Genomic DNA, 24,842 nt, shown 5'->3' with positions numbered 1-24,842 from the left:
AGTCGCGGCAAGGAAGAAACGCCGAGGAGAACGCTCATGGACGTGCACGAGTACCAGGCCAAGGAACTGCTTGCCGGTTTCGGCGTCGCCGTTCCGAAGGGAGCCGTCGCCTTCAGCGCCGACCAAGCGGTCTATGCGGCCACCGAGCTCGGTGGCTCGTTCTGGGCGGTCAAGGCTCAGATCCACGCGGGCGCCCGCGGCAAGGCCGGCGGCATCAAGCTTTGCCGCACCTACAACGAGGTTCGCGACGCCGCCAAGGACCTTCTCGGCAAGCGCCTCGTGACCCTGCAGACCGGACCAGAGGGTAAGCCCGTTCAGCGCGTCTATGTCGAGACCGCCGATCCCTTCGAGCGGGAACTCTACCTCGGCTACGTGCTCGATCGGAAGGCCGAGCGCGTCCGGGTCATCGCCTCCCAGCGCGGCGGAATGGACATCGAGGAAATCGCCGCCAACGAGCCCGAGGCCCTGATCCAGGTGGTCGTCGAGCCGGCGGTCGGCCTGCAGCAATTCCAGGCCCGCGAGATCGCGTTTCAGCTCGGCCTGAACATCAAGCAGGTCTCGGCCGCCGTGAAGACGATAATGAACGCCTACCGGGCGTTCCGCGACTGCGATGGCACCATGCTGGAGATCAACCCCCTCGTCGTGACCAAGGACGACCGGGTGCTGGCCCTCGATGCCAAGATGTCCTTCGACGACAACGCCATGTTCCGCCGGCGCAACATCGCCGACATGCACGATCCCTCGCAGGGCGACCCGCGCGAGGCCCAGGCCGCCGAGCACAACCTCTCCTATATCGGCCTCGAGGGTGAGATCGGCTGCATCGTCAACGGCGCCGGCCTCGCCATGGCCACCATGGACATGATCAAGCACGCCGGCGGAGAGCCTGCGAACTTCCTCGACGTCGGCGGCGGCGCGTCGCCGGACCGGGTCGCCACGGCCTTCCGCCTCGTCCTCTCCGACCGCAACGTCAAAGCGATCCTCGTCAACATCTTCGCCGGCATCAATCGCTGCGACTGGGTCGCCCAGGGCGTCATCCAGGCGGCGCGCGAGGTGAAGATCGACGTGCCCCTCGTGGTTCGCCTCGCCGGCACCAATGTCGAGGCGGGCCAGAAGATCCTGGCCGAGAGCGGCCTCGATCTCATCACCGCCGACAGCCTGTCGGACGCGGCGGCGAAGGCCGTCCAGGCCTGCGAAGCCGCCAAGAAAAGCCACTGAGACGCAGGGGAGGATACGTCATGAGCATTCTGATCGACGAGAAGACCCCGATCCTGATCCAGGGCATCACGGGCGATAAGGGCACCTTCCACGCCAAGGAGATGATGGAGTACGGCTCCAACGTCGTCGGCGGCGTCACCCCCGGCAAGGGCGGTAAGACCCATCTCGGCGTGCCGGTGTTCAACACCGTCAAAGAGGCCGTCGAGGCAACCGGCGCCACCACCTCGATCACCTTCGTGGCACCGCCTTTCGCGGCCGACGCCATCATGGAAGGCGCCGATGCCGGCCTCGCGCTGATCTGCTCGATCACCGACGGCATCCCGGCGCAGGACATGATGCGGGTGAAGCGCTACCTGCGCCGCTATCCCAAGGAGCGCCGGACCATGGTGGTCGGCCCCAATTGCGCCGGCATCATCTCCCCCGGCAAGTCCATGCTCGGCATCATGCCCGGCCACATCTACCTAAAGGGCAATGTCGGCGTGATCTCGCGCTCCGGCACCCTCGGCTACGAGGCCGCCGCCCAAATGAAGGCCGAGGGCATCGGCATCTCGACCTCGGTCGGCATCGGTGGGGACCCGATCAACGGTTCGTCCTTCCTCGACCATCTCGCCCTTTTCGAGCAGGACCCTGAGACCCAGGCCGTGCTGATGATCGGTGAGATCGGCGGTCCGCAGGAGGCCGAGGCCTCGGCCTGGATCAAGGAGAACATGTCCAAGCCGGTGGTCGGCTTCGTCGCCGGCCTCACGGCTCCGAAGGGGCGCCGCATGGGCCATGCCGGCGCGATCATCTCCGCCACCGGCGACTCAGCCGCCGAGAAGGCCGAGATCATGCGCTCCTACGGCCTAACCGTTGCGCCGAGCCCAGGCGAGTTCGGCGCCACGGTGGCGCAGGTGATGCGCAAGCTCGCCGCCTGAGGCGAGACAACCCTCCCCCACGATGGGGGTAGGGGCCTGCGGAGCAGGCGGGAGAGGGGGGCGCCACATCCGGAGAGGCTCCTCCCTCACCCGACCCGCGTCGAGAGCGGTCCTCTCCCGCAGTAAGGAGAGGGCACGCGCAGCCCATAGCCTCTGATCGCTCAACGTCACCGCCTTCCCATCGCCCGCTTCCGTCGCGGTCAGTCGGCGAAGAATTTTTCTCAAGGTGGCCTTCGATGACGGATACTCTTCACGCTCCGGTTGGAGCCGTCGACCACACCTTCGCGCCGCCCGTGATCACGGGCACCTCGTCGAAGGAAGCCCTCGACATCCTGTTCCATGCCCTTCTCGCCGTGGCGCGCCGGCACGAGCCCGAACTCGAGGACGTGCTGCATGGGCGCGCCAACATCTCGGACTTTTCGCCCGAACTCCTCGCCCGCGCCCTCCAGGTGCAGGGCATCTGGTTCCAGCTGCTCTCCATCGCCGAGCAGAACGCCGCCATGCGCCGGCGCCGGCAGGTGGAGCGGACCAAGGGCCGCGAGGCCCTGAGCGGAAGCTTCAGCGCCGTCCTGGCCGATGCGGCGGCCAGCGGCATCAAGGCGCCCGAGATCCACACCCTGCTGAAGGACCTGCGGATCCGGCCGACGATCACGGCGCATCCCACCGAGGGCAAGCGGGTCACCGTGCTGGAGAAGTTCCGCCGGATCTACCTCGTGCTGCGCGAGTTGGAGCTGCCGCGCTGGACCGAGCGCGAGCGCAACGGCCTGATGAACGAGCTGCGCGACCAGATCGAGCTCGTCTGGATGACGGGCGAGTTGCACCTGGAGAAGGCGACCGTGGAGCGCGAGGTCGCCTGGGGTCTGCACTTCTTCGACGAGACGCTGTTCGAGATGCTGCCCGAGGTGCTCTATTCCCTGGAGGAGAGCCTGACGCAGTATTATCCCGACGAGAAGTTCGAGGTGCCGCCGTTCTTCCAGTTCGGCTCCTGGATCGGCGGCGACCGCGACGGCAACCCCTACGTCACCTCCTCCGTCACCCGCGCCACCCTGCAGCGCAACGCACTCGCCTCCCTGCGGCGTTACCGCGACGGCGTCACTGCGCTCGGCCGCACGCTCTCCCTGACCGAGCGCTCGCTGCCGGTGCCGGAGACGTTCAAGACGGCCCTGGCGCAGATGCTGACCGAGAGCGGAGACGGTCGCGCCATCGCCAGCCGCAACCCGGGCGAGGCCTATCGCCAGTTCCTCACCTGCGTCCTACGCAAGCTCGAGGCGACCATCCTGCGCAACAAGGGCCAGCGCTCGACCGGGCCGGACTATCCGAGCGCGGACGGCCTGATCAACGACCTGCGCACCCTGGAGCAGGGGCTCGCCGACGCGAAGTGCCCGTCTCTGGCCGTCGATCTCGTGCGCCCGGTTCGGCGCATGGTCGAGATCTTTCGCTTCTCCACCGTCCGCCTGGATCTGCGCGAGAACACCACCCGCACGACGAAGACGCTGCAGGCTCTCTGGACGCAGGCCAACGGGCAGAACCGAACGCCGCCGGACGTCGACTCGCCCGAGTGGAAGAAGTGGATCATCGACGAGCTGGCAAGGCCGCGCAGCGGCGAGCGGAGCTTCGAGAATCTGCCCGACGACGCCCGGGAGACCCTGGAAACCTTCGCCCTGGTCGGCGAGATGCGCGAGCAGCTCGACCGAGAAGCCTTCGGCTCGTTCATCCTGTCGATGACCCGCTCGGTGCAGGACATCCTCGGCGCCTACCTGCTCGCCAAGGAAGCCGGCAACTTCCTCGACGCCGCCGGCACCGAGATCTGCTGCCTGCCGATCGTGCCGCTGTTCGAGACCATCGACGATCTTCGCGCTGCGCCGGCGATCATGAAGGAGCTGTTCTCGATCCCGCTCGTGCGCCGGTCCACCCGCTGGCAGGGCGGCGTGCAGGAAGTCATGATCGGCTACTCGGATTCGAACAAGGACGGCGGCTTCGTCGCCTCGAACTGGGAACTCTACAAGGCGCAGGACAAGCTGACCCAGCTCGGTAAGGCCTCGGGCGTGCCGATCGCGTTCTTCCACGGCCGTGGCGGTTCGGTGAGCCGCGGCGGCGCCCCGACCGCGCGGGCCATCGCCGCCCAGCCGCCGGGCTCGATCAACGGCCGCTTCCGCACGACGGAGCAGGGCGAGGTCGTGTCGTTCAAATACGCCAACCGGGGCACCGCCGCCTACCAGATGGAGCTTCTCGCCTCCTCGGTCTTTCAGCACGCCCTGAAATCGGAGCGCGAGGCGGCCCGGACGCCGCGCAGCGAATTCGACGACTGCCTCGAAGCCCTGTCGGGTGCCTCGCGCGCGGCCTACGTCAACCTGATCCAGCACCCCGACCTCGTGACCTATTTCGGGTCCGCGAGTCCGCTGGACGAGATCGCGCTCCTGAACATCGGGTCGCGGCCCGCACGCCGCTTCGGCGCGCGTTCGCTGTCCGATCTGCGCGCCATTCCCTGGGTGTTCGCTTGGTCGCAGAACCGCCACGTCATCACCGGCTGGTACGGCGTCGGCTCCGGGTTGAAGAGCTTCCTCGACGTGCGCGGCCAGCAGGGCGAGGCGCAGCTGCAGCGGCTCTTCGCCGAATCGAAGCCGTTCCGCCTCATCCTCGACGAGGTCGAGAAGACGCTGCTGATGGTCGATCTCGAGATCGCCCGCGACTACGCGAGCCTCGTCCCCGACGAGGGCGCGCGCAACAGCATCTTTCCCTTGATCGAGGCCGAGTACGCCCTGACCCGCGAGATGGCTCTGCGGGTCAGCGGCGGCAGCGAGCTCGCCGAGCGCTTCCCCCTGTTCCGCGACCGCCTCAATGGCCGTTTGCCGACCATCAACCAGGTCAGCCGGGAGCAGGTCGAACTGCTGCGCCGCTTCCGCTCGGAGGAGGACGAAGACCAGCGCGAGGCGGTGAAATCTGCCCTGTTGCTGTCAATCAACTGTATCGCCGTCGGCTTCGGCGCGACGGGCTGACGAAATTGTAAGGGTACGGGAGGGGCTCCGCGGCCTTCGGGCTAGCGCGCGGGCCGGCCTCCATCGGTATGGTGGCCCGACTTTCGGGTCTCATGAACGTCCAGAACACGTCGAACAGGAAGGATACCCAATGAGCTTCACCCTGATCCAGCAGGCGACCCCGCGTCTCCACCGCTCGGAGCTCGCCGTCCCCGGCTCCAACCCGACCTTCATGGAGAAGTCCGCGAGCTCGAAGGCCGACGTCATCTTCCTCGACCTTGAGGACGCGGTGGCTCCGGACGACAAGGAGCAGGCCCGCAAGAACATCATTCAGGCGCTCAACGACCTGGATTGGGGCAGCAAGACCATGATGATCCGCATCAATGGTCTCGACACCCACTACATGTACCGCGACGTCGTCGACATCGTCGAAGCCTGTCCGCGCCTCGACATGATCCTCATCCCCAAGGTCGGCGTGCCGGCCGACGTCTACGCCATCGACGTGCTGACGACTCAGATCGAGCAGGCCAAGAAGCGCGAGAAGAAGATCGGCTTCGAGGTGCTGATCGAGACGGCGCTGGGCATGGCCAATGTCGAGGCCATCGCCACCTCCTCCAAGCGCCTGGAGGCTATGTCGTTCGGCGTCGCCGATTACGCCGCCTCGACCCGCGCGCGCTCGACCGTCATCGGCGGCGTGAACAAGGACTTCTCGGTGCTCACCGACAAGGACGAGGCCGGTAATCGCGAAACTCATTGGCAGGACCCCTGGCTGTTCGCGCAGAACCGTATGCTGATCGCCTGCCGAGCCTACGGCCTGCGCCCCATCGACGGCCCCTTCGGCGATTTCTCCGATCCGGACGGCTACACCTCGGCGGCCCGCCGCTGCGCCGCTCTCGGCTTCGAGGGCAAGTGGGCGATCCACCCCTCGCAGATCGATCTCGCCAACGAGGTCTTCACCCCCTCAGAGGCCGAGGTCACCAAGGCCCGTCGCATCCTCGAGGCCATGGAAGAGGCCGCCAAGGCCGGCCGTGGTGCCGTCTCCCTCGACGGCCGCCTCATCGACATCGCCTCCATCCGCATGGCCGAGGCGCTGATCGAGAAGGCCAACGCGATGTCCGCCAGCTGAAGGCTCGGCGCGACGCACGAAGAGACCCATGACTCGGCCGCCCCTTCGAGGGCGGCCCTTTTGTTTCGGGGCCGGATTCCGGCACCAGTCCGGGTCGCCCTTCGTAAGCCCAAGGCCGTCAGCAGCGAGCGTTGTCAAACCAATGCGGACCCGGCTCACCGGCGGCCGCATGACACAAGACTCCCACCATCCATCCAAGGAGATCCCATCATGCACGTGACCATCGAAGACGCGCACAAGGCTATCGAAGCGGCTCGCGCCAAGGCCGTTGAGCTCGGCACGCAGATGTGTATCGCCGTCGTGGATTCCGGCGGAAATCTGAAGGCATTCTACCGGATGGATGGCGCCTGGGTCGGCTCCATCGACATCTCGCAGAAGAAGGCCAAGACCTCGGTGTTCTTCGGCATGATGACCGGCCAGATCGGCCAGCTCTCGCAGCCGGGCGGTCCGCTCTACGGCATCGAGCACTCGAACGACGGCCTCATCACCTTCCCGGGTGGTATCCCGATCGTGGACAAGGACGGTGAGATGTCTGGCGCGATCGGCGTCAGCGGCTCGACGGTGGAGAACGACCACGCGGTGGCGCTGGCCGGCGCCAGCTCCATCGGCTCGACCGAACTGCCCGAGCATCCCTGGCGCACCTGATCCGCCCCCGACATCCCCGAACGGCAAAAAGCCCCGCTCTCGCGAGCGGGGCTTTTCCTTGTGATCGCGGAAAGCGGCGACCCCTGAGGGCCGCCGATCCAAACCTTACATCGAGCCGAACTTGTAGTTGAAGCCGGCCTTGATGAGGTTGCCCTCGGTGTTGAAGCGCGAGGTGTACGAGCCGGTGGCCGGAGCGCCGAGACCGGTGTTGTTCACCAGAACGTTGCGGCTGCCGAGGTCGTAGCGAAGGTACTCGGCCTTCAGCGTGATCGCGCTGGCGCCGAGGAGGCCGCCGATGAAGTTGAAGCGGTTCAGGAAGCTATCGGTGGGGATCGCGTACTCGATGCCGCCGCCGTAGACGTAGCCCGTCTCCATGCCCTTGTAGCGACCGAAATAGGCGAGCTGGTTGGCGGTGTTGAAGAAGTCGGCCTGGTACTTGACGTCGCCGTAGGCGAAACCGCCGGTCCCGTAGACCAGGAACCGGTCGAAGGCGTAGCCGAGGCGGCCCTGCACGGTGCCGAGGTAGTTCAGACGGTTCCGGTAGCTGCTCGGATCCGGAATGAAGTTGTTCTGGGCGATGGCCGGACCGAAGTAATCGCGGCGCTTGCCGATGTCGGTCCAGGTCACGTCGGCCTCGGCGCCGACGACGAAGCCGGAGCCCGGGGTGAACTGGTAGTTATAGCCGATGCCACCGCCGACATTGCCGATGCCGTCCTGCTCAGCCTTGAAGCTGGGAGCACGGCGGCCGAGCGCGACGTTCGTGGAGGTGTTCAGGTTGTTGCCGACCGTACGAATGGTCTGGTTGTCGCTGAACGCGTACGAGCTGTGGGTGCCGATGTAGAAACCGGTCCAGGTGAAGACCGGTACCGGCACGAAGACCGGCGGCGGCGCCTGACGGCGTGGAAGGTCGGCGGCATGGGCCGCGCCGAGGGCAACGAGCGAAGCAGCGCCGGCCAGAAGGAATTTTGCGATCATCGGGGTGTCTGTCCCAGGGTCGGAGAATTGCCGTCAAGCTACCCGGGGTTGTCACGACGCACTATGCCCCACAGGACACACCCCCTTCGGAAGCGTCAGGTAACGGACTGATTTTCGCCGCATCGTGGGTTCTGCCGCGATCGACTGGTGCAGTGCGGAGGCCGACAACGGCCGGTTAAGCACGTTGCGCTATCTCCGGATCGGCAACCCTCCAGCCGTGACAGGAGCGACGATGACACGGGACCAGCTCGCCGCCGAACTGAAGCGCATCGCGACCGACCAGGTCAGCGACATCGAGCGCGCGGTCAAGGACGGCCACAAGACGATCGCCCTGAACGAGATCGCCGACCTCAACCGCAACTTGAAAGCACTGGCGGCCGCCGTGAAGGGCAGGGGACTGGTTCGCGCGTGACGGCGGTGCCGGCCCATCTTCGTGCGCCGGCCTCCTCGACGGATCGTTTCTTCGGAAAAGCTCCGCGACCCAGTTGACCATTCCGAGCCTTCCGCCGCATGTTCCTGATATGTTCTCAATCAGGATCTTCGATGCAGTCCCGCTCCACCCCCGCGCCCACCTGGATCGCGCCGGCGGAGGCGATCGTCGCCGCCTACTTGGAGGAGGCGGCGGGCGACGCGATCCTGGCCCTGCACCGCGCCGTTGCCGATGCCCTGACCGATCTGTGCGAGGCTGAGCGGCGAACTCTTCGGCGAGATCGGCTGATCTCCCACGGCTACGTGCGGGGGCACCCCGACCGGGTCGATTGATGGCGGGTCACGCCTCGCCGTCTGAGGCCTTCTGCTCCTCGACCTCCGGCGCGACCTGTCCGAAGTTCAGCACCGCCACCAGGGCGGTCCCACCGAAGACGTTGCCGATGAGCGTCGGCAGGAAGAATCGCCAAGCATAGTCGACCATCGTCGCCTGGCCGGCGAAGACGAGGTAGAATGCGTCGACCGAGCCGGCGACGATGTGGCTGAGTCCGCACATCGAGACCAGCCAGGTGATGAGGATGATGACGAACGGCGCGGCCGAGCCCGTCGCCGGCAGCATCCACACCATCAGAGCGATGAGCCAGCCGGCGAAGACGGCCTTGATCATCGTGGTGCCGAAGGCAGATCCGATGGCGTGCTGGCTGAGCGTCGAGAACGCGGCGTGGACACTCGGCTCGAAGGCATCCGAATAGGCGAGCACCGCCGCGATCATCGCCGTCGCCACGATGTTGCCCGTCAGCACGATTCCCCAGAGTCGGAGGACCCGCCTCAGGGTCGTCCGACTCCGGTCGTGCAGCAGCGGCAGGATCGGCGTCAGCGTGTTCTCCGTGAACAGCTGCTGGCGACCCAGGACGACGATGAGGAAGCCGGTGGCGTAGCCGAGGCTCGTGATTAGGACGGCCCAGGGCGCCTTGGGCAGGTGCGCCTTCAGCACGCCGGGCACGATGAGGGAGAATCCCATCGTCAGACCGGCGGCGACGGCCGATAGCAATAGGGCGCTCCCCTGGCGGCGGAGCTCCTCGTCGCCCTCGAGACGGATGACCTCGTGCAGCACGAAGGCGTCGGGCCGACCGATCTCCGCGACGGTCTCGGCCTTCGTGTCGACCCCGTCCTCGCGCTCATCGACCATCACATCTGCTCCCGGTGTCGCTCGATCGATGAGGGGTCGCTCGGATGGAAGCGGATCGGGAGCGCGAATGTTCAGGCGGGTGAGCCGCCGCGCAATTCCTCGAGGAACGCAGCGACCTCGGCCCGGGCGGCGGCCAAAGCCGCGCCGTCCCGGCCGCGCACGACGATCCGATTGGCAAAACCAATCGGTGTCATCGACGGATAGGAGCCTATCGAGACCATCGCGTGGGCCTTGGCGATGGCCGCAAGGCCGCCCGCATAGGTGCCCTCGGGCAGGTTGCCGGCCTCGATGGTCTCCGACAGCACCTTGGCACCCGTCGCCAGGGTCGGTCCGACATTGTCGAGCATGGCCTGCATGATACCAGGCACGCCGGCCATGACGATGACGTTGCCCAAGCGGAAGCCCGGCGCCTTGGAAACCGGATTGGCGATGAGGTCGGCCCCGGCCGGAATGCGGGCCATGCGCAGGCGCGCCTCGTTCAAATCCTCGGGCCGGTGGCGCTCCAGCAGCATCGCCTTCGCGCGCGGGTCGACGTCGATCGACACGCCGAAGGCGGCGGCTACGCAGTCGGCCGTGATGTCGTCGTGGGTCGGGCCGATGCCGCCAGTGGTGAACAGGTAGGTGTAGGAGCCCCGCAGGGCATTGATGGCGGCGATGATGCGGTCGGCCTCGTCGGGAACGATACGCACTTCCTTCAGATCGATGCCGATGGCGGTGCAGTAATCCGCGATGGTGCCGATGTTCTTGTCCTTGGTACGCCCGGACAGGATCTCGTCGCCGATGACCAGGACGGCAGCGGTGATGGCGGCGGGTTCGATGGGTTCGGGCACGGCGGATCCGGGGCAGGCGGGACAGACCCCGCCAATTAGCGCGGCCGTGCCCGCCTGACCACGCGTCCTCAGCGCGCTCCGCGCTGCAGGTCGCCATCGATGAGGAGGGCGCTCTTGCCGTCGAGGCGATTGCGGTAGACCTGCAGGTTCTCCATCACGCGCTGAACGTAGTTGCGCGTCTCGGTGAAGGGGATGCGCTCGACCCAGTCGATGGGATCGACTCCGCCCTTGCGCGGGTCGCCGTAGGCGTCGATCCACTTCTTCACGTTGCCGCCGCCGGCATTGTACGAGGCGAAGGCGAGGATGTACGAGCCGCGCCAATCTTCCATCAACTCGCCGAGATGGGCCTGCCCCAGACGGGCATTGTAGGCGGGGTCGCTGGTCAGACGGTCGGTGTCGAAGCTCGCGCTGACCCGGCGCGCGGTGCGCTGGGCGGTGGCCGGCATCATCTGCATCAGGCCGCGTGCGCCGACGCTGGACTGGGCCTGCGGGTCGAACTGGCTCTCCTGCCGGGCGATGGCGAAGACCATCGCCTTCTCCACGAGGGGCACGGCGGAGGAGGCCTCGTAGTTCGGGATGCCGATGGTCGGGTAGGCATGCGCGTCGAGGGGCAAGCCGCGCTGGACAGCGATCTTGCCGATGGCCACCAGGGCACGGGAGTTGCGCTGCTCGGCGGCGACGTTTCCGAGCGCTTCGAGCTCGGCCGCATCGGTGAGGCGGTTGGCGGTATCGATGTAGAGGGGCAGGGCCAAGTCGCGGATCGCGGCGGCCTCGAGCATCTTCAGGGCCCGGACGTAGAGGCGCTGATCGAAAGCGGCCTGTTGAGCGGCATCGAGCGCAGGGATGCTGCGCAGCGCCAGGCTGGAGCGTCCGAGCTTCGTCCGCGCCAACTGTCCGTAATACGCGATCGGCTGGAGGGCGGCGCGCTCGTAGAAGGCCTTGGCGGCCTCGGCTTGGCCCAGGGCCTCCGCGGCGCGGCCCTGCCAGTAGGCGGTGCGGGCCAGGGAAATCGGTGTTTCGGCGATCCGGGCCGCTTCGGCGAAGTGCAGCGCCGCCTTGGCGGCGTCGCCCTGGAAGCGCAGCGCGATCCAGCCGGCGTGGAATTCGGCTTCGATCCGCTTCTCGACGGTGCGGGCGCAGGGCGCGCGGGCCACCGCGTAGGCGGCGCCCGGGTCGTTGCTGTCGATGAGCTTGCGCGCGACGATCCGGCGCTCGACCCACCACTCGTCGCCATCGACTAGGACGTCAGGATTCGAGGGTGCTGTGGCGAGCATCGCGGCCGCCTCAGTGAACTTGTCGTGCCGGCGCAGATATTGCGCCCGCGACAGGATGTAGGAGGAATCGCTCCGCAGGGACGGGGGGACCGCGTTGAGTGCGGAGGGGGCCGCCGAACTCTTGTCCTCGACGGCCCGGCGGGCGCGAACCAGGGTCGCGTAGCTGCCGCCGGCCAAGGTCGCGGCCCGACCGGCGGTGTCGTAATCCTCCTTCAGCAGCGCGCGCTCCATCCGGTAGCGGTGGTCGATCCGCGTCAGGGTCGTCGGAAAGGCGTCGAGGACCTTCGCCTCGAGATTTCGGCCGAAAGTCTCGGAACGCCACAGGTCGCGGACCAGGGCCGCGGCGTCCTCGTCGAGGCCGTCCGCCTTGGAGGCCAGCGCCAGGGCGAACTTGCCCGGCGCACTCGCGGGCCGCGAGACAGCGAAGAAAGCCCTCACGGTTGCAGGATTACGACGCTCGGTGAGCAGGGCCTCCTCGGCCCGGCGCCGAAGGAGGGGGCCGGCCGGCCAGTCCGGATTGCTGCGAGTGAACGCGACCGTGCGCTCGAAGCCGATGCCGGCCCCCGCCCGGATCGCCACCCATTCGAGGAGGGCGCGCGCCGCCGGATCCTTGAAGCCGTCCCGCAGCCGGTCGCCCTCGGAGACACGCCCCTTGCGATAGGCGTCGATCGCCTGGCGCAGGGCCGGTAGATCGATATCGGGCGCCACCTGCGCTGCTCGGCTCAAGTCGGGCACTTCCGGGACGGGCGCCGCCGGGGAGACGGTGGCGTCCGGCATCGGAAAGGCAATTCCGGCCTCGGGATCGGCGGAGGCGTAGGCCTTCGCGGCAGCGGGGAGGCCCTGGCTCGGCGCGGTCTCAGGCGACTTCGCCTCGATCTTCAGGGCATCTGCCGCCGTCGGGTCTGCGACCTTGGCCTCCGGGAGGGCGGAGGAGGGGGCCACCGCGTCGCTGGCCGGGCGTAGGCTCGGGGCATCCGCCTCCGGACCGGAGGAGGCCGCGATGGCTCCGGCCGAAACAAGGCTGAAGGCCAGCATCAGGGCTGCGCGCTGCGTCGAGAACACCATGGTTCTTCCAGTCCCATCACCGTGGACAGGCCTTCAAGCTCACCCAGAGGGCATTAAGAAGGCATTAACCCCGTAAAAGCAGCGTTTGCGCCGGTGCGGGCGAGAGCCTATGTCTGCCCGTCCGCGCGAAGCGGTGCCGCTGCCGGAACACCGGCCCATGACGAGACCGACGGCTGGGAACGCCAGGATGACCGAGACCTCCACACGACGCCTCAGGGGCGCGATGACCGCCCTCGTGACTCCGTTCAAGGACGGAGCCTTCGACGAGGCGGCCTTCCGCAAATTCGTGAACTGGCAGATCGCTGAAGGCATCCATGGGCTCGTTCCCACCGGCACCACCGGCGAGAGTCCGACCCTGAGCCATGCCGAACACGACCGCGTGGTCGAGATCTGCATCGAGGAGGCCGCCGGCCGCGTGCCCGTGATTGCCGGCGCCGGCTCGAACTCCACCGCCGAGGCTGTGGAGCGCGCCCGCCACGCCGAGAAGGCCGGAGCCGATGCCGTGCTCGTGGTCACGCCGTACTACAACAAGCCGACCCAGGCCGGGCTCTACGCGCATTTCAAGGCCGTGAACGACGCCATCGGCATTCCGATCATCCTGTACAATATTCCTGGGCGCTCCATCGTCGACATGAGCGTCGAAACGATGGCGCGCCTTTACGAACTCAGGAACATCGCCGGCGTGAAGGACGCGACGGCCAAGCTCGACCGGGTCAGCCTGCAGCGTCAGGCCATGGGTGAAGACTTCATCCAGCTTTCCGGCGAAGATGCGACCGCTTTGGGCTTCAACGCCCATGGCGGCTGCGGCTGCATCTCGGTCGTGTCGAACGTGGCGCCCCGGCTCTGCGCCGACCTGCAGGAGGCAACACTCGGCGGCGATTACGCCAGGGCGCTGCAGATCCAGGATCGGCTGATGCCGCTGCATGCCAGCATGTTCGTGGAGCCGAATCCGTCACCGGCGAAGTATGCGCTCGCACGCCTCGGCCTGATGACCGACGAGGTGCGGCTGCCGCTCCTCACGGTCGGCGCGGAGACAAAGGCGCTCGTCGATGCCGCCCTGCGTCACGCGGGCCTTCTGGACGCCTGAGCCCGCCTGGCAAAGCGGTCCGCGCAGAACCATATCCCTCGGCCCGGCCGCGATGGCGCGACCGGCCTGACCCGACGTTGTGATGGCTCCCAAACCCGAATCGAACCGCCGCGTCGTCGCTGACAACCGCGCCGCCCGCTACCACTACGAGATCACCGATACGCTGGAGGCCGGGCTCGCCCTGACGGGGACTGAGGTCAAATCCCTGCGCAAGGGCAAGGCGACCATCGGGGAGGCCTATGCCGGTCCGTCCGGCACCGACCTGATGCTGTTCAACGCCTACATCCCGGAATACGTCGAGGCGAACCGCTTCAACCACGAGACCAAGCGACCGCGCCGGCTGTTGCTCCACCGCAAGCAGATCAACAAGCTGATCGGCGCCACCCAGCGCGAGGGCTTCACCGTCGTGCCGCTGAAGATCTATTTCAACGAGCGTGGCCGGGCCAAGATCGAGCTCGGCCTCGGCCGCGGCAAGAAGCTCCACGACAAGCGCGAGGCTTCGAAGGAGCGCGACTGGCAGCGCGACCGCGCCCGGATCATGCGCGACAAGGGCTGATGCCGGAGGCCGGAAGTCTCACGAGCCCACCGGCTCGTCGTCCTGGCGGATGCCGTAGCGGCTTTCCAGTGCCGGGCTCGGGCGCGCCGAACGTTCCGGCGTCTCGCCGCGGGAACGGGTCCCAGTGTCGCCGTTGTTCCGGTTGTCCGGGCCGCGCGACGCCCGCTCGCCGGGATCGCGGCCGATCCGCGAGACCAAGTGCGCCAGGTCGACGAACTCGTCCGCCTGCCGCCGCAGGTCGTCCGCGATCATCGCGGGCTGCGTCTGGATCGTGCTGACGACGGTGACCCGGACACCGCGGCGCTGCATCGCCTCCACCAGGGAGCGGAAGTCTCCGTCACCGGAGAACAACACCATGTGGTCGATGTGGGGAGCGAGTTCCAGCGCATCGATCGCCAACTCGATGTCCATGTTGCCCTTCACCTTCCGCCGACCCATCGAGTCGACGAATTCCTTGGCAGGCTTGGTAACGACCCGAAAACCGTTGTAGTCGAGCCAGTCGATCAATGGGCGGATCGAAGAATATTCCTGATCTTCGACGATTGCGGTGTAGTAGAAGGCCCTGAGCAGCGAATCTCGCGACTGAAATTCCCTCAGGAGTCTTCTGTAGTCGATATCGAAGCCGAGTGCTTTCGTTGCCGCATAGAGATTGGCGCCATCGATAAACAGGGCGCTGCGCTGTTGTGCGCTCATCAAAAAATCCACTTAACAGGGGAAAAGGAATGAATATTTGAAATGTCGGCGGCAGCGTGATTAGATTTTGGCTGTTACGCTCAGTGTTGCTGTAGAAATTCTGGAAAATCGAGCGTCGCAAAGGTCTGCGGACTGATCGCGCAGCCCTGATATGTCGACTGCAATACCTTCTGATTGATTAAGGCTCGGCGTCGCGAAAAGTCAAATTTTGCTGACTTAAGAATAATGTTTCGCGTCGATCTTAACGGCTCCACTCCGGTCTACAACCAAGAAAGTCCTGTATCCCGGGCTTGCGCGCAATGGATGTAAAACCCGGTCATGCTACGGAAGTGAAGCAGCCTGCGGCCAAGCCTACGGGTCGCACGGTGCCTGGGCAGCGCCGGGCCGGGGCTTGGTCCCTCCACAACGCCGGTCGGGCCTACCCGTTCACCCGCTCGACCTTGTTGACAGTCCGCTTGCCACGAAGCTCGGACACGATCGCGTTCAGGTGCTTCAAGTCCCAGACCGAGAGGTCGATGACGATCTGGGTGAAGTCTTGCGTCTTTCGCTTCATCGAGACGTTGTCGATGTTGCCGTCATGGTCGGCGATGACCTGAGCGATCTGCGCGAGGACGCCGGGTTCGTTGATCGACTGCAGGGCGAGGCGCGCCGGGAAGCGCTCGCTGGTCCCGGCCTCGACGTCCCAGCGCACGTCGAGCCAGCGATCGGGCTCGTTGTCGAAGGCGGCCAGGGCCGCCGACTGGATCGGGTAGATCGTGACGCCGACCCCGGGGGTGAGGATGCCGACGATGCGGTCGCCAGGCACGGCACCACCATTGGGTGCGAAGCTCACCGGCAGGTCGCTGTCGAGCCCGCGGATCGGGATGCCGTCCGATCGGCCGTGGTCCGTACCCGTCCCTTCCGGGAAGGTCAGGCGCATAGTCTGATCCTTGGCGAGGCTGAGGCGCCCGGCGCCGTCCGTGGAGGCCGGCTGCGGCAAGGGCGCCGGAGCACTGCGGCGCTCATCCTTGTGGTCCGGATAGACTGCCCGCACGACATCGCCGGAGAACATCTCGCCGCGCCCGACCGCGGCGAACACGTCCTCGGTGCTCTGGCGGGCGAGGCGCGGAAGCGCACCGCGCAGCTTGTCCTCGGAAAAGCTCTTGGCCGCCCGCTCGAAGGCACGGTCGAGAATCTGGCGGCCGAGGCCGGCATATTGGCGCCGCACCGCGGAGCGGGTCGCCCGCCGGATCGCAGCGCGCGCCTTGCCGGTGACCACCAGAGATTCCCATGCCGCGGGTGGTGAGGCACCGTCCGAGCGGGCGATCTCGACTTCGTCGCCGTTGACCAATTCGTGCAGCAGCGGCGCCATGCGGCCGTTGATCTTGGCACCCACTGCCGTGTTTCCGACGTCGGTATGGACGGCGTAGGCAAAATCGATCGGGGTCGCGCCGCGGGGGAGGGCGATCAGGCGTCCCTTCGGGGTGAAGCAGAACACCTGGTCCTGAAAGAGTTCGAGCTTCGTGTGCTCCAGGAACTCCTCCGGGCTATCGCCCTCGGCCAGAAGTTCGATCGTTCGGCGCAGCCACTGATAGGCACCGCTCTCGGTCGCGAGACGGGGATGTCCACCGCCGATCTCGTCTTTGCCGCCGCTCTCCTTGTAGTGGGCGTGCGCCGCGATGCCGTACTCGGCGATCTCGTCCATGGCGGCGGTGCGGATCTGCAGCTCGACGCGTTGGCTCTTCGGGCCGATCACCGTGGTGTGGATCGAGCGGTAGTCGTTCTGCTTCGGCGTCGAGATGTAGTCCTTGTACCGGCCCGGAACCATCGGCCAGCTCGTATGGACGACGCCGAGCGCACCGTAGCAATCGGCTAACGTCTCGACCACGACCCGGAAGCCGAAGATGTCCGACAGCTGCTCGAAGGCGACGGACTTGCGCTCCATCTTGGCGGAGATCGAGTAGGGCCGCTTCTGGCGTCCCGTGACGACGGCCTTGATGCCTTGCGCCGAGAGCTTCGCGGTCAGATCGTGCTCGATGCTCTCCACGAGGCGCTCGGACTTCGCCGAGAGGTCGGCAAGGCGCTGCTCGATGGTGGCGTAGATCTCCGGTTTGAGGTTCCGGAGCGCGAGGTCTTCCAATTCCTCGCGCAGTTCCTGCATACCCATACGGCCGGCGAGCGGCGCGTAGATGTCGAGGGTCTCCTCCGCGATGCGCTCGCGCTTGTCCGCGCGCATGTGATGGAGCGTGCGCATGTTGTGCAGGCGGTCGGCGAGCTTGACGAGAAGCACGCGGACATCGGCCGCCACCGCCAGGAGCAGCTTGCGGAAGTTCTCGCCTTGCGCCGCGCGCTTCGAGACGAGGTCGAGGCGCTTCAGCTTGGTCAGGCCGTCCACCAGCGCGCCGATTTCCGGGCTGAACAGCTCGCGGATCTCGTCGAGGGTGGCGGCCGTGTCCTCTACGGTGTCGTGCAGCACCGCGGCGACGATGGTGGCGTCGTCGAGCCGGAGGTCGGTGAGAATTCCGGCGACTTCGAGGGGATGGGCAAAGAACGGATCGCCCGAGGCGCGCTTCTGCGTGCCATGGGCACGCATGGCGTAGACGTAGGCGCGGTTGAGCAGGGCCTCGTTCGCCGCGGGATTGTAGCGCTTCACCCGTTCGACAAGTTCGTATTGGCGCATCATCCGCCGGAAGACCCTTTCACGCGCGGCGGACCCGGTCCCGGACCCGCTCCCTGGATGTGTCCCGCATCGCACGCGAGCACGCCAGCCCCACGGCGTCGCATCGGCCGCGATTCGAGCCTTGGAAACGAAAAAACCCGGCTCGGAGGCCGGGTTCTTCGAATGATCGATCGGGTCGGAAGAGGTTTACTCGGCCTCGTCGTCCGTCTCGGTCGGCGGAGCGAGGTTCTCGAGGCCACGCAGGAGGTCTTCCTCGCTCATGCGGTCGAACTGAACCGCGCTGTCGTCGCTCGACGAGGGCGGAGCGACCGCAGCAGCGGCGGGCGAGCTCGACAGGAGCGGCACGGTCTCGGCCTCGGGCTCGTCGACCTCGACGTACTTCTGCATCGAGTGGATGAGCTGTTCCTTGAGGTCGTCCGCGGTGATCGTCGCGTCGCCGATCTCGCGCAGGGCGCAGACGGGATTCTTGTCGCGGTCGCGGTCGATCGTCAGCGGTGCACCCGCGGCGAGCAGGCGGGCACGGTGACTGGCCAGCAGAACCAGCTCGAAGCGGTTCTCGACCTTGTCGATGCAGTCTTCAACGGTGACGCGAGCCATGGCGGACGGCTCCTTCCTCGGACGGAATTTCTGGGCTGAGCTCGCCTCATACACCCCTTGACGTCGGGCAACAAGCGCCGCGGCCCGTCTATCCTGTTGCGCACGTTCGACGATCCTCCGGCAATCCGCGCTCCGTCCCCCGCATAACGCCTCAGCGACGCAGCGCTTCGGTCGGCTGTAGACGGGAGTTGCCGCGGCGAAGCTCCGACGCGGGGAAGGGGACGAACGCGGCCATGACGACACAGCTCACCCGCCGCGGCCTGCTCGGCTGCGGATGCGGATTTGCGGCCGGCTGCTTCGCGGCCACCGCCGTCCCTGGCATCGCCTCCGCGGCGGCTCCGTCGACCAGGAAGACGACCCTGACCGCCGACCAGGCGCTGGAGGCCCTGAAGGAGGGCAACCGCCTCTACCAGACCGATAGCCCGGTCCGGGCGGTGCAGGGGCGCGAGCGCCGGATCGAGATCGCGCTCGGGCAGACTCCCTTCGTGGTGCTGGTGAGCTGCTCCGATTCGCGCGTGTCGCCTGAGATCCTGTTCGGGCGTGGTCTCGGCGAGCTCTTCATCGTGAGGAATGCAGGGAACTGCGTGGATACCGCGGCCCTCGGCTCGATCGAATACGGCGTCTCGCAACTCGGCGTGCCGTTGGTGCTGGTGATGGGCCACAGCCGCTGCGGTGCGGTGGAGGCGGCCATCGACGTCGTCAGGAACAACACCGTCTTCCCGGGCTCGATCGGGCGGATGATCGAGCCGATCGTGCCCGCGGTGCTGTCGCAGCGCGACAAACCGGGCGACTTCACCGAGAACTGCGTGCGCGCCAACGTCAATCGCGTGGTGGAGCGCCTGCGCAGCGCCTCCGAACCGTCACTGCTGGACCCGCTGAAGGCCGGCAAGCTGCGGATCGTCGGGGCCTCCTACAGCCTCGATTCCGGTACGGTCGACTTCTTCAACGAGGGGTGAAGGCGCTCCGCGTCGCTGCAGTGCCATGTTGACACAGGTGGCGGGCGGTGCGACTGCGCCGCCCTTCCTGCCCCGGGGCCAAGCCTCTCGGGGCGATCCGGCACGACGAGGACTTCAGATGGCGCGCGCTTGCATCTTCCCGGGCCAGGGCAGCCAGGCGGTCGGCATGGGGCGGGCGCTGGCCGAGCACTTCCACCAGGCCCGGGACGTGTTCGCGGAGGTCGACGAGGCCCTGGGCCAGCCGCTCTCGCGCCTGATGTTCGAGGGGCCGGTGGAGGAACTGACCCTCACGGCCAACGCCCAGCCGGCCCTGATGGCCGCGAGCCTCGCGACGCTGCGGGTGCTGGAGGCCGAGCGCGGCCTCGATCTGAAGCGCGACGTGGCCTGCGTCGCCGGGCATTCGCTGGGCGAGTACACCGCGCTCGCCGCCGCCGGCACCTTCTCCATCGCGGATGCCGCCCGGCTGCTGCGCATTCGCGGCACCGCCATGCAGGACGCGGTGGCCCCCGGGGCCGGTGCCATGGCGGCCCTGATCGGGGCCGATGCCGAGGCCGCCCAGGCGATCGCCGCGGATGCCGCCGAGGGCGCGGTCTGCGAGGTCGCCAACGACAATGGCGGCGGCCAGGTGGTGCTCTCCGGCGAGCGGGCCGCGGTCGAGCGCGCGGTGGCGCTGGCCCCGTCGCGCGGGATCAAGCGGGCCGTCATGCTCAACGTCTCGGCCCCGTTCCACTGCTCGCTGATGGCGCCGGCCGCCGCTCGTATGCAGAGAGCGCTTGTCGAGGTCGCGATGCACAGCCCCGTGGTGCCGGTCTACGCCAACGTTCTGGCCGCCCCCGTCACCGATCCGTCCGCGATCCGCGAAGCGCTGGTCGCCCAGGTCACCGGCACCGTGCGCTGGCGCGAATGCATCGCCGCCATGGCAGCCGCCGGAATCGACCAGTTCAGCGAGATCGGCACCGGCAAGGTGCTCACCGGACTCGTCAAGCGAATTGCGCCCGGCGCCGCGGCGAGCGCGGTCGGCACCCCCGACGACATCGCGTCCTTCCCCGCCTTCGGCTGAACCACAGGAAAGCCCATGTTCGACCTGACCGGCCGCAAGGCCCTCGTCACCGGCGCCACCGGCGGCCTCGGCGGCGCCATCGCGCGGGGCCTGCACGCGCAGGGGGCGACCCTCGCCGTCTCGGGCACCCGCCAGGCCGCCCTGGAGGCCTTCGCGGCGGAGCTCGGCGGGGAGCGCGTCCACGTCGTGCCGGGCGACCTCTCCGACAAGGCCTCGGTGGAGGCCCTGGTGCCGGCGGCGGAGGCCGCGATGGGCGGCCTCGACATCCTGGTGAACAATGCCGGCATCACCCGCGACAACCTCGTGCTGCGGATGAAGGACGACGAGTGGGACGCGGTGATCGCCGTCAACCTCTCGGCGGCGTTCCGGCTCTCGCGGGCGGCCGTGAAGGGCATGATGAAGCGCCGGCACGGCCGCATCGTGAACATCGGCTCGGTGGTGGGCGCCACCGGCAATCCGGGGCAGGTGAACTACGCCGCGGCCAAGGCGGGCCTCGTGGGCATGACCAAGGCGCTGGCGGCCGAGGTCGCCACCCGCAACCTCACCGTCAACTGCATCGCGCCGGGCTTCATCACCTCGCCGATGACCGACGCCCTCAACGACAAGCAGCGCGAGGGCATCCTCGGGCGCGTGCCGATGGGGCGGCTCGGCACCGGCACCGACATCGCCGCGGCCGCGATCTACCTCGCCTCCGACGAGGCCGCCTACGTCACCGGCCAGACCCTGCACGTGAACGGCGGCATGGCGATGTACTGAGGCGCCGGCGCCCCCGTCTCGCTGCACCGCACAGCCCGAAAAACGGGCGATTGGCTCGAAAAGGCCACAGCGATGAACGGGTTGTGAACAGGCTCTCGCCAGCGTCGGAACCCTGTGTTAACACCCCGGCTGCCGTGCGAGGGGGGTGCCGATTCAGCGTGTTGCGGATGTTTGAAAAACGTGGGTCACTGACTGGACAAGTACGGTGACTTGCCCGAAACGCGCGATCGAACACACCGGCCGCTCAATCCGAACAGCCAGTCCCGGGGACGGGACGGCGGCCACGGCACCTTCACAGACCTTCCCACCAGCAAGACCTTCCACCAGCAAGACTCTTCACCAACAAGATCCTTGCACCATCACGACCTTGAAGAGCTAAGGACCAAGACCGATGAGCGATATCGCTGAGCGCGTGAAGAAGATCGTTGTCGAGCACCTCGGCGTTGAGCCGGAGAAGGTGGTCGAGGGCGCGAACTTCATCGATGATCTCGGCGCCGACAGCCTCGACACCGTCGAGCTCGTGATGGCGTTCGAGGAAGAGTTCAACGTCGAGATCCCCGACGATGCCGCCGAGACCATCCAGACGGTCGGCGATGCGGTGAAGTTCCTCGAGAAGAACTCCGCTTAAGGCCACGGGTCGCGCGCCAGCGGGGTCTCGTGAAACGGACCCCGCGCGCCATTCGTTGTGATGACAGGACCGGTTCGGGATAGCGCGATGCGTCGGGTAGTGGTGACGGGCTTGGGGATGGTGACGCCGCTGGCCAGCGGGGTCGAAGCCACCTGGAGCCGGTTGATCGCCGGCGAATCGGCCGCCAAGGTCGTGACGGCATTCCCCGTCGACGACCTGGCCTGCCGCATCGCGTGTTCCGTGCCCTTCGGCGACGGCTCCGAGGGCAGCTTCGATCCCGACGCCTTCATGGAGGTGAAGGAGCAGCGCAAGGTCGATCCGTTCATCGTCTACGCGATGGCGGCCGCCGGCGAGGCCCTGAACGACGCCGACTGGCACCCGACGAGCTACGAGGACCAGTGCGCCACCGGCGTCATGGTCGGCTCCGGCATCGGCGGCATCGGCGGCATCTACGACGCCTCCGTGACCCTGCACGACAAGGGTCCGCGCCGCATCTCCCCCTTCTTCATTCCCGGCCGCATCATCAACCTGGCCTCCGGCCAGATCTCGATCGCGCACGGCCTCAAGGGCCCGAACCACGCGGTGGTGACGGCCTGCTCCACCGGCGCCCACGCCATCGGCGACGCGGCCCGGCTGATCCAGTTCGGCGATGCCGACGTCATGGTGGCGGGCGGCGCCGAATCGCCGGTGAACCGCCTCGCGCTCGCGGGCTTCGCCGCCTGCCGCGCCCTCTCCACCGGCTTCAACGACGACCCGACCAAGGCCTCGCGCCCCTACGATCGCGACCGCGACGGCTTCGTGATGGGCGAGGGCGCCGGCGTCGTCGTGCTCGAGGAGTACGAGCACGCCAAGGCCCGCGGCGCCAAGATCTACGCCGAGGTCATCGGCTACGGCCTCACGGGCGACGCCTACCACATCACCTCGCCGGCCCCGGACGGCGACGGCGCCTTCCGCTGCATGAGCGCCGCCGTGAAGCGCGCCGGCATCCAGGCCTCGGACCTCGACTACATCAACGCCCACGGCACCTCGACGCCCATGGGCGACGAGCTCGAGCTGAAGGCCGTGGAGCGCCTGTTGGGCGACCACGCGGCCCGCGCCTCGATGTCCTCCACCAAGTCCTCCATCGGCCACCTGCTGGGTGCGGCCGGCTCCGTGGAAGCGATCTTCTCGATCCTGACCATCCGCGACGGCATCCTGCCGCCGACCCTCAACCTCGACAATCCCTCCGTCGAGACCGCGATCGACCTCGTGCCGCACGAGGCCAAGCGCAAGCGGGTGGATACGGTGCTGTCGAATTCGTTCGGGTTCGGTGGGACGAATGCGAGCTTGGTGATGCGGCGCGTGGATTAAGCCTGCCGCAAGCTAAGCTGTGAGATTACTTCGATTATTTCTTTAGTAAAATCTCTAGCTTTTTTCATTTTTGGGTCAGACTTCAAATTTCTCTCAAGAGCAGCAGCAAGCCATTGGCTTTTACTGCCTGAAGCGAATTTCCATAGACTTTCTAATTCTCCGTAACGATTGATAATTATTCCCAAAGATTTCGAATTTGTGATAATACGATCGATGGCCATCGACGGTTCCCCTGGATCGAAAGCTTCGATACCGGCGGTTTTAAGTGGGGCCCATGGATTAGAGCTTTTAAATATTTCTAAGCAAGAATTTATAGCTTTCGTTGTAAGTGGTCTCTTCGAGTCGAGCTTATCTAGAATCTCAATAATTTTACTTCTAGCAAGACCGACATTTTCTAGGCTTTTTTTCTCCAGTACATGCTTGCTAACGATATTCAAATCATCCGAAAATTCCGTGGTGTCGCCGCCAAAGGCTTCGACGAGTTGCATAATTTTTGATTTATCGTCCAAGATATCAATGTCCACTACTGCTGCAGTAGTTATCCCTATCGCGCGAAAAGCACTTGCAATACGATGAATTCTGTCTTTCCCGCCGCAATGAAAAAATCGAATCTCAGTTGCAAGAGTCTCATCGTTTTCTAATGTATCGACCATAGACCTAAGAAATCTTGCATCGCTGTCGCCTTCTACAACTACAGCAGTACTATAAAATAAACTCGATAGCGCATCTGAGGTCTTGAGGAGCGGATCTCTCCAAAGCTCTTCTATTCGATCTGAGTCCAGGATATTTATTTTGTTTCCCGTAAACAATTTTGTATTTCTAGTTATTCTAATAACATTTACTCTCTCCGATCCAAATTCTATCATGCCACGTACAAATTCATCCGAATGCGTCGCAACAAACACTTGAGTGCTGTCTGGTGTTTCCGTTGCGATAATTCTAGCCAATTGCCTAATTTGCGGAGGATGCAAAAATAGTTCCGGTTCATCGAGGACTATTAGGGGGCGTGGATCGGCGAATATTGTAGCCAATATTCCACAAAATGCGGTTACTCCGTCCCCTTGTTGGTCCAAAATCGGCTGAGACTCGAACCACCTCGCTAATTCGTCGCTATCTCTGTCAATATTTTCAGGAATATCGAAATCAAGTAAGTAGGGTCGCGAATCATGAAATGCAAAACGATTTATAATAAATTTCATTCCAAATATTTCTTGAGTTAGTCGATTCAGTTTCTTTTCTATCCGAATATCTTCATGCATTCTTCTTAACGCTGGTGGCTGCGAATTAGGCCCGTAGGTCCCTCCCAAAATCTGCATGGGAGACGTTCTTAGCTCTTGTAGCCGCGAATTTGTGGGCAAATAAGTCAACATTGCTCGCAACAAAGCCTCAATAATTTGAGGATGGTGCCCTACTTGACTTAAAAGAACTTGGATTGGGACTTTTTGTTGAAGATATTGAATGAACCATCCCTCGTTCCCTTTAACAATCGTACTCTTTTGGGCAACTTCACATAAATCAATAGAAGTCCCAAGAAAGTTATAGACAATATTATTAGCGATGGATGGATGTTGAGAATTTTGTGAGCGTCGCATAGGTAATCTTCTAGCGATCTCCCGGAGTATTTGAGATTTACCGGAGTTATTCGGTCCGGTTACAATAGTAATTCCGTTCTGATCAAATTCGATTTCTTCTCCTTGACAAAAATGTATTTTGCTTACTTTACAGCTTATGTCTTTATTAGATGATTCAGAATGAAATTCGTTAAACACAACGTTCATATTATTTCCTCGCGTACTGCACCGGTGTCTGTGTCGCCGTTAGCAGGAAATGCAGCCAATCGTGGTTCTGTCGATACGACTAGAGGAT

General features: G+C 65.3%; 22 protein-coding genes. 14 read left to right on the top strand and 8 right to left on the bottom strand.

Annotated elements, in window-relative coordinates; all coding sequences use genetic code 11:
• The first annotated feature begins 36 nt into the window (after window positions 1-36).
• The 5 genes from AC0IWM_RS07970 (at window position 37) to AC0IWM_RS07950 (ending at window position 6,875) form a co-directional block, all read left to right on the top strand.
• Complete coding sequence (locus AC0IWM_RS07970) at window positions 37-1,215, top strand: malate--CoA ligase subunit beta (RefSeq protein ID WP_056475259.1); 1,179 nt, start codon at window positions 37-39, stop codon at window positions 1,213-1,215.
• A 20-nt stretch (window positions 1,216-1,235) separates the two neighbouring features.
• Entirely contained in the window at window positions 1,236-2,129 is an 894-nt protein-coding gene (gene sucD, locus AC0IWM_RS07965; RefSeq protein ID WP_471754044.1) for a succinate--CoA ligase subunit alpha, read from the top strand.
• Window positions 2,130-2,365: 236 nt separating this feature from the next.
• Window positions 2,366-5,125 (top strand): phosphoenolpyruvate carboxylase, encoded by a 2,760-nt coding sequence (locus AC0IWM_RS07960; RefSeq protein WP_471754041.1) that lies wholly within the window; start codon window positions 2,366-2,368, stop codon window positions 5,123-5,125.
• A gap of 130 nt (window positions 5,126-5,255) precedes the next feature.
• Window positions 5,256-6,230 (top strand): HpcH/HpaI aldolase/citrate lyase family protein, encoded by a 975-nt coding sequence (locus AC0IWM_RS07955; protein WP_471754038.1) that lies wholly within the window; start codon window positions 5,256-5,258, stop codon window positions 6,228-6,230.
• Between the two features lie 210 nt (window positions 6,231-6,440).
• Window positions 6,441-6,875 carry a GlcG/HbpS family heme-binding protein gene (locus AC0IWM_RS07950; RefSeq protein WP_471754036.1) on the top strand — a complete coding sequence of 145 codons (435 nt, stop codon included), beginning with the start codon at window positions 6,441-6,443 and terminating at the stop codon, window positions 6,873-6,875.
• 105 nt (window positions 6,876-6,980) lie between these two features.
• Here the strand turns inward: AC0IWM_RS07950 and AC0IWM_RS07945 are convergent, their stop codons facing one another.
• Window positions 6,981-7,850: an outer membrane protein gene (locus AC0IWM_RS07945; RefSeq protein ID WP_471754034.1), complete on the bottom strand. Its 870-nt coding sequence runs from the start codon at window positions 7,848-7,850 to the stop codon at window positions 6,981-6,983.
• 232 nt (window positions 7,851-8,082) lie between these two features.
• On the opposite strand from AC0IWM_RS07945, the gene AC0IWM_RS07940 reads away from it, so the two are divergent.
• On the top strand, window positions 8,083-8,262 hold the full coding sequence (locus tag AC0IWM_RS07940; protein WP_056475241.1) for a hypothetical protein: 180 nt from the start codon (window positions 8,083-8,085) through the stop codon (window positions 8,260-8,262).
• 131 nt (window positions 8,263-8,393) lie between these two features.
• On the top strand, window positions 8,394-8,612 hold the full coding sequence (locus AC0IWM_RS07935; protein ID WP_471754032.1) for a hypothetical protein: 219 nt from the start codon (window positions 8,394-8,396) through the stop codon (window positions 8,610-8,612).
• Window positions 8,613-8,619: 7 nt separating this feature from the next.
• Here AC0IWM_RS07935 and AC0IWM_RS07930 read toward each other — a convergent pair whose 3' ends face one another.
• The 3 genes from AC0IWM_RS07930 to AC0IWM_RS07920 form a co-directional block, all read right to left on the bottom strand.
• Complete coding sequence (locus AC0IWM_RS07930) at window positions 8,620-9,465, bottom strand: formate/nitrite transporter family protein (RefSeq protein WP_471754030.1); 846 nt, start codon at window positions 9,463-9,465, stop codon at window positions 8,620-8,622.
• A gap of 71 nt (window positions 9,466-9,536) precedes the next feature.
• Window positions 9,537-10,295: a competence/damage-inducible protein A gene (locus tag AC0IWM_RS07925; RefSeq protein ID WP_471754028.1), complete on the bottom strand. Its 759-nt coding sequence runs from the start codon at window positions 10,293-10,295 to the stop codon at window positions 9,537-9,539.
• Between the two features lie 68 nt (window positions 10,296-10,363).
• A complete protein-coding gene (locus AC0IWM_RS07920) occupies window positions 10,364-12,634 on the bottom strand; it encodes a lytic transglycosylase domain-containing protein (RefSeq protein WP_471754026.1) in 2,271 nt (756 codons plus the stop codon).
• Window positions 12,635-12,821: 187 nt separating this feature from the next.
• On the opposite strand from AC0IWM_RS07920, the gene dapA reads away from it, so the two are divergent.
• Together dapA and smpB are read left to right on the top strand one after the other, a co-directional pair.
• Window positions 12,822-13,721, top strand: a complete 900-nt coding sequence (gene dapA / locus AC0IWM_RS07915; RefSeq protein WP_471754024.1) for a 4-hydroxy-tetrahydrodipicolinate synthase — start codon at window positions 12,822-12,824, stop codon at window positions 13,719-13,721.
• An 82-nt stretch (window positions 13,722-13,803) separates the two neighbouring features.
• Window positions 13,804-14,277 carry an SsrA-binding protein SmpB gene (gene smpB, locus AC0IWM_RS07910; protein WP_055957959.1) on the top strand — a complete coding sequence of 158 codons (474 nt, stop codon included), beginning with the start codon at window positions 13,804-13,806 and terminating at the stop codon, window positions 14,275-14,277.
• A gap of 18 nt (window positions 14,278-14,295) precedes the next feature.
• Here the strand turns inward: smpB and AC0IWM_RS07905 are convergent, their stop codons facing one another.
• The 3 genes from AC0IWM_RS07905 to rpoZ form a co-directional block, all read right to left on the bottom strand.
• Window positions 14,296-14,970: a LabA-like NYN domain-containing protein gene (locus AC0IWM_RS07905; protein WP_471754022.1), complete on the bottom strand. Its 675-nt coding sequence runs from the start codon at window positions 14,968-14,970 to the stop codon at window positions 14,296-14,298.
• A gap of 418 nt (window positions 14,971-15,388) precedes the next feature.
• Complete coding sequence (locus tag AC0IWM_RS07900) at window positions 15,389-17,632, bottom strand: RelA/SpoT family protein (protein ID WP_471754020.1); 2,244 nt, start codon at window positions 17,630-17,632, stop codon at window positions 15,389-15,391.
• Between the two features lie 183 nt (window positions 17,633-17,815).
• Window positions 17,816-18,226 (bottom strand): DNA-directed RNA polymerase subunit omega, encoded by a 411-nt coding sequence (rpoZ, locus tag AC0IWM_RS07895; RefSeq protein ID WP_471754018.1) that lies wholly within the window; start codon window positions 18,224-18,226, stop codon window positions 17,816-17,818.
• Window positions 18,227-18,459: 233 nt separating this feature from the next.
• Here rpoZ and AC0IWM_RS07890 point away from each other — a divergent pair, with 233 nt between their 5' ends.
• The 5 genes from AC0IWM_RS07890 (at window position 18,460) to fabF (ending at window position 22,976) form a co-directional block, all read left to right on the top strand.
• A complete protein-coding gene (locus AC0IWM_RS07890; RefSeq protein ID WP_471754016.1) occupies window positions 18,460-19,182 on the top strand; it encodes a carbonic anhydrase in 723 nt (240 codons plus the stop codon).
• 118 nt (window positions 19,183-19,300) lie between these two features.
• The gene (fabD, locus tag AC0IWM_RS07885) at window positions 19,301-20,242 is read left to right on the top strand and encodes an ACP S-malonyltransferase (protein WP_471754014.1); all 942 of its coding nucleotides are present in this window, start codon (window positions 19,301-19,303) and stop codon (window positions 20,240-20,242) included.
• 15 nt (window positions 20,243-20,257) lie between these two features.
• On the top strand, window positions 20,258-20,998 hold the full coding sequence (fabG, locus tag AC0IWM_RS07880; protein ID WP_471754012.1) for a 3-oxoacyl-[acyl-carrier-protein] reductase: 741 nt from the start codon (window positions 20,258-20,260) through the stop codon (window positions 20,996-20,998).
• A gap of 391 nt (window positions 20,999-21,389) precedes the next feature.
• Complete coding sequence (locus AC0IWM_RS07875) at window positions 21,390-21,626, top strand: acyl carrier protein (protein WP_018044468.1); 237 nt, start codon at window positions 21,390-21,392, stop codon at window positions 21,624-21,626.
• A gap of 87 nt (window positions 21,627-21,713) precedes the next feature.
• Window positions 21,714-22,976: a beta-ketoacyl-ACP synthase II gene (gene fabF / locus AC0IWM_RS07870; protein ID WP_471754010.1), complete on the top strand. Its 1,263-nt coding sequence runs from the start codon at window positions 21,714-21,716 to the stop codon at window positions 22,974-22,976.
• On the opposite strand, the gene AC0IWM_RS07865 is transcribed toward fabF, so the two are convergent.
• Complete coding sequence (locus AC0IWM_RS07865; protein ID WP_471754008.1) at window positions 22,973-24,754, bottom strand: ATP-dependent nuclease; 1,782 nt, start codon at window positions 24,752-24,754, stop codon at window positions 22,973-22,975. The genes fabF and AC0IWM_RS07865 overlap by 4 nt on opposite strands.
• Window positions 24,755-24,842: the final 88 nt, after the last annotated feature.

The sequence above is a fragment of the Methylobacterium sp. AC433 genome, assembly GCF_979253015.1.
The sequence above is the reverse complement of the archived record's forward strand: the minus strand, read 5'-3'. Positions and strand labels throughout refer to the sequence as shown.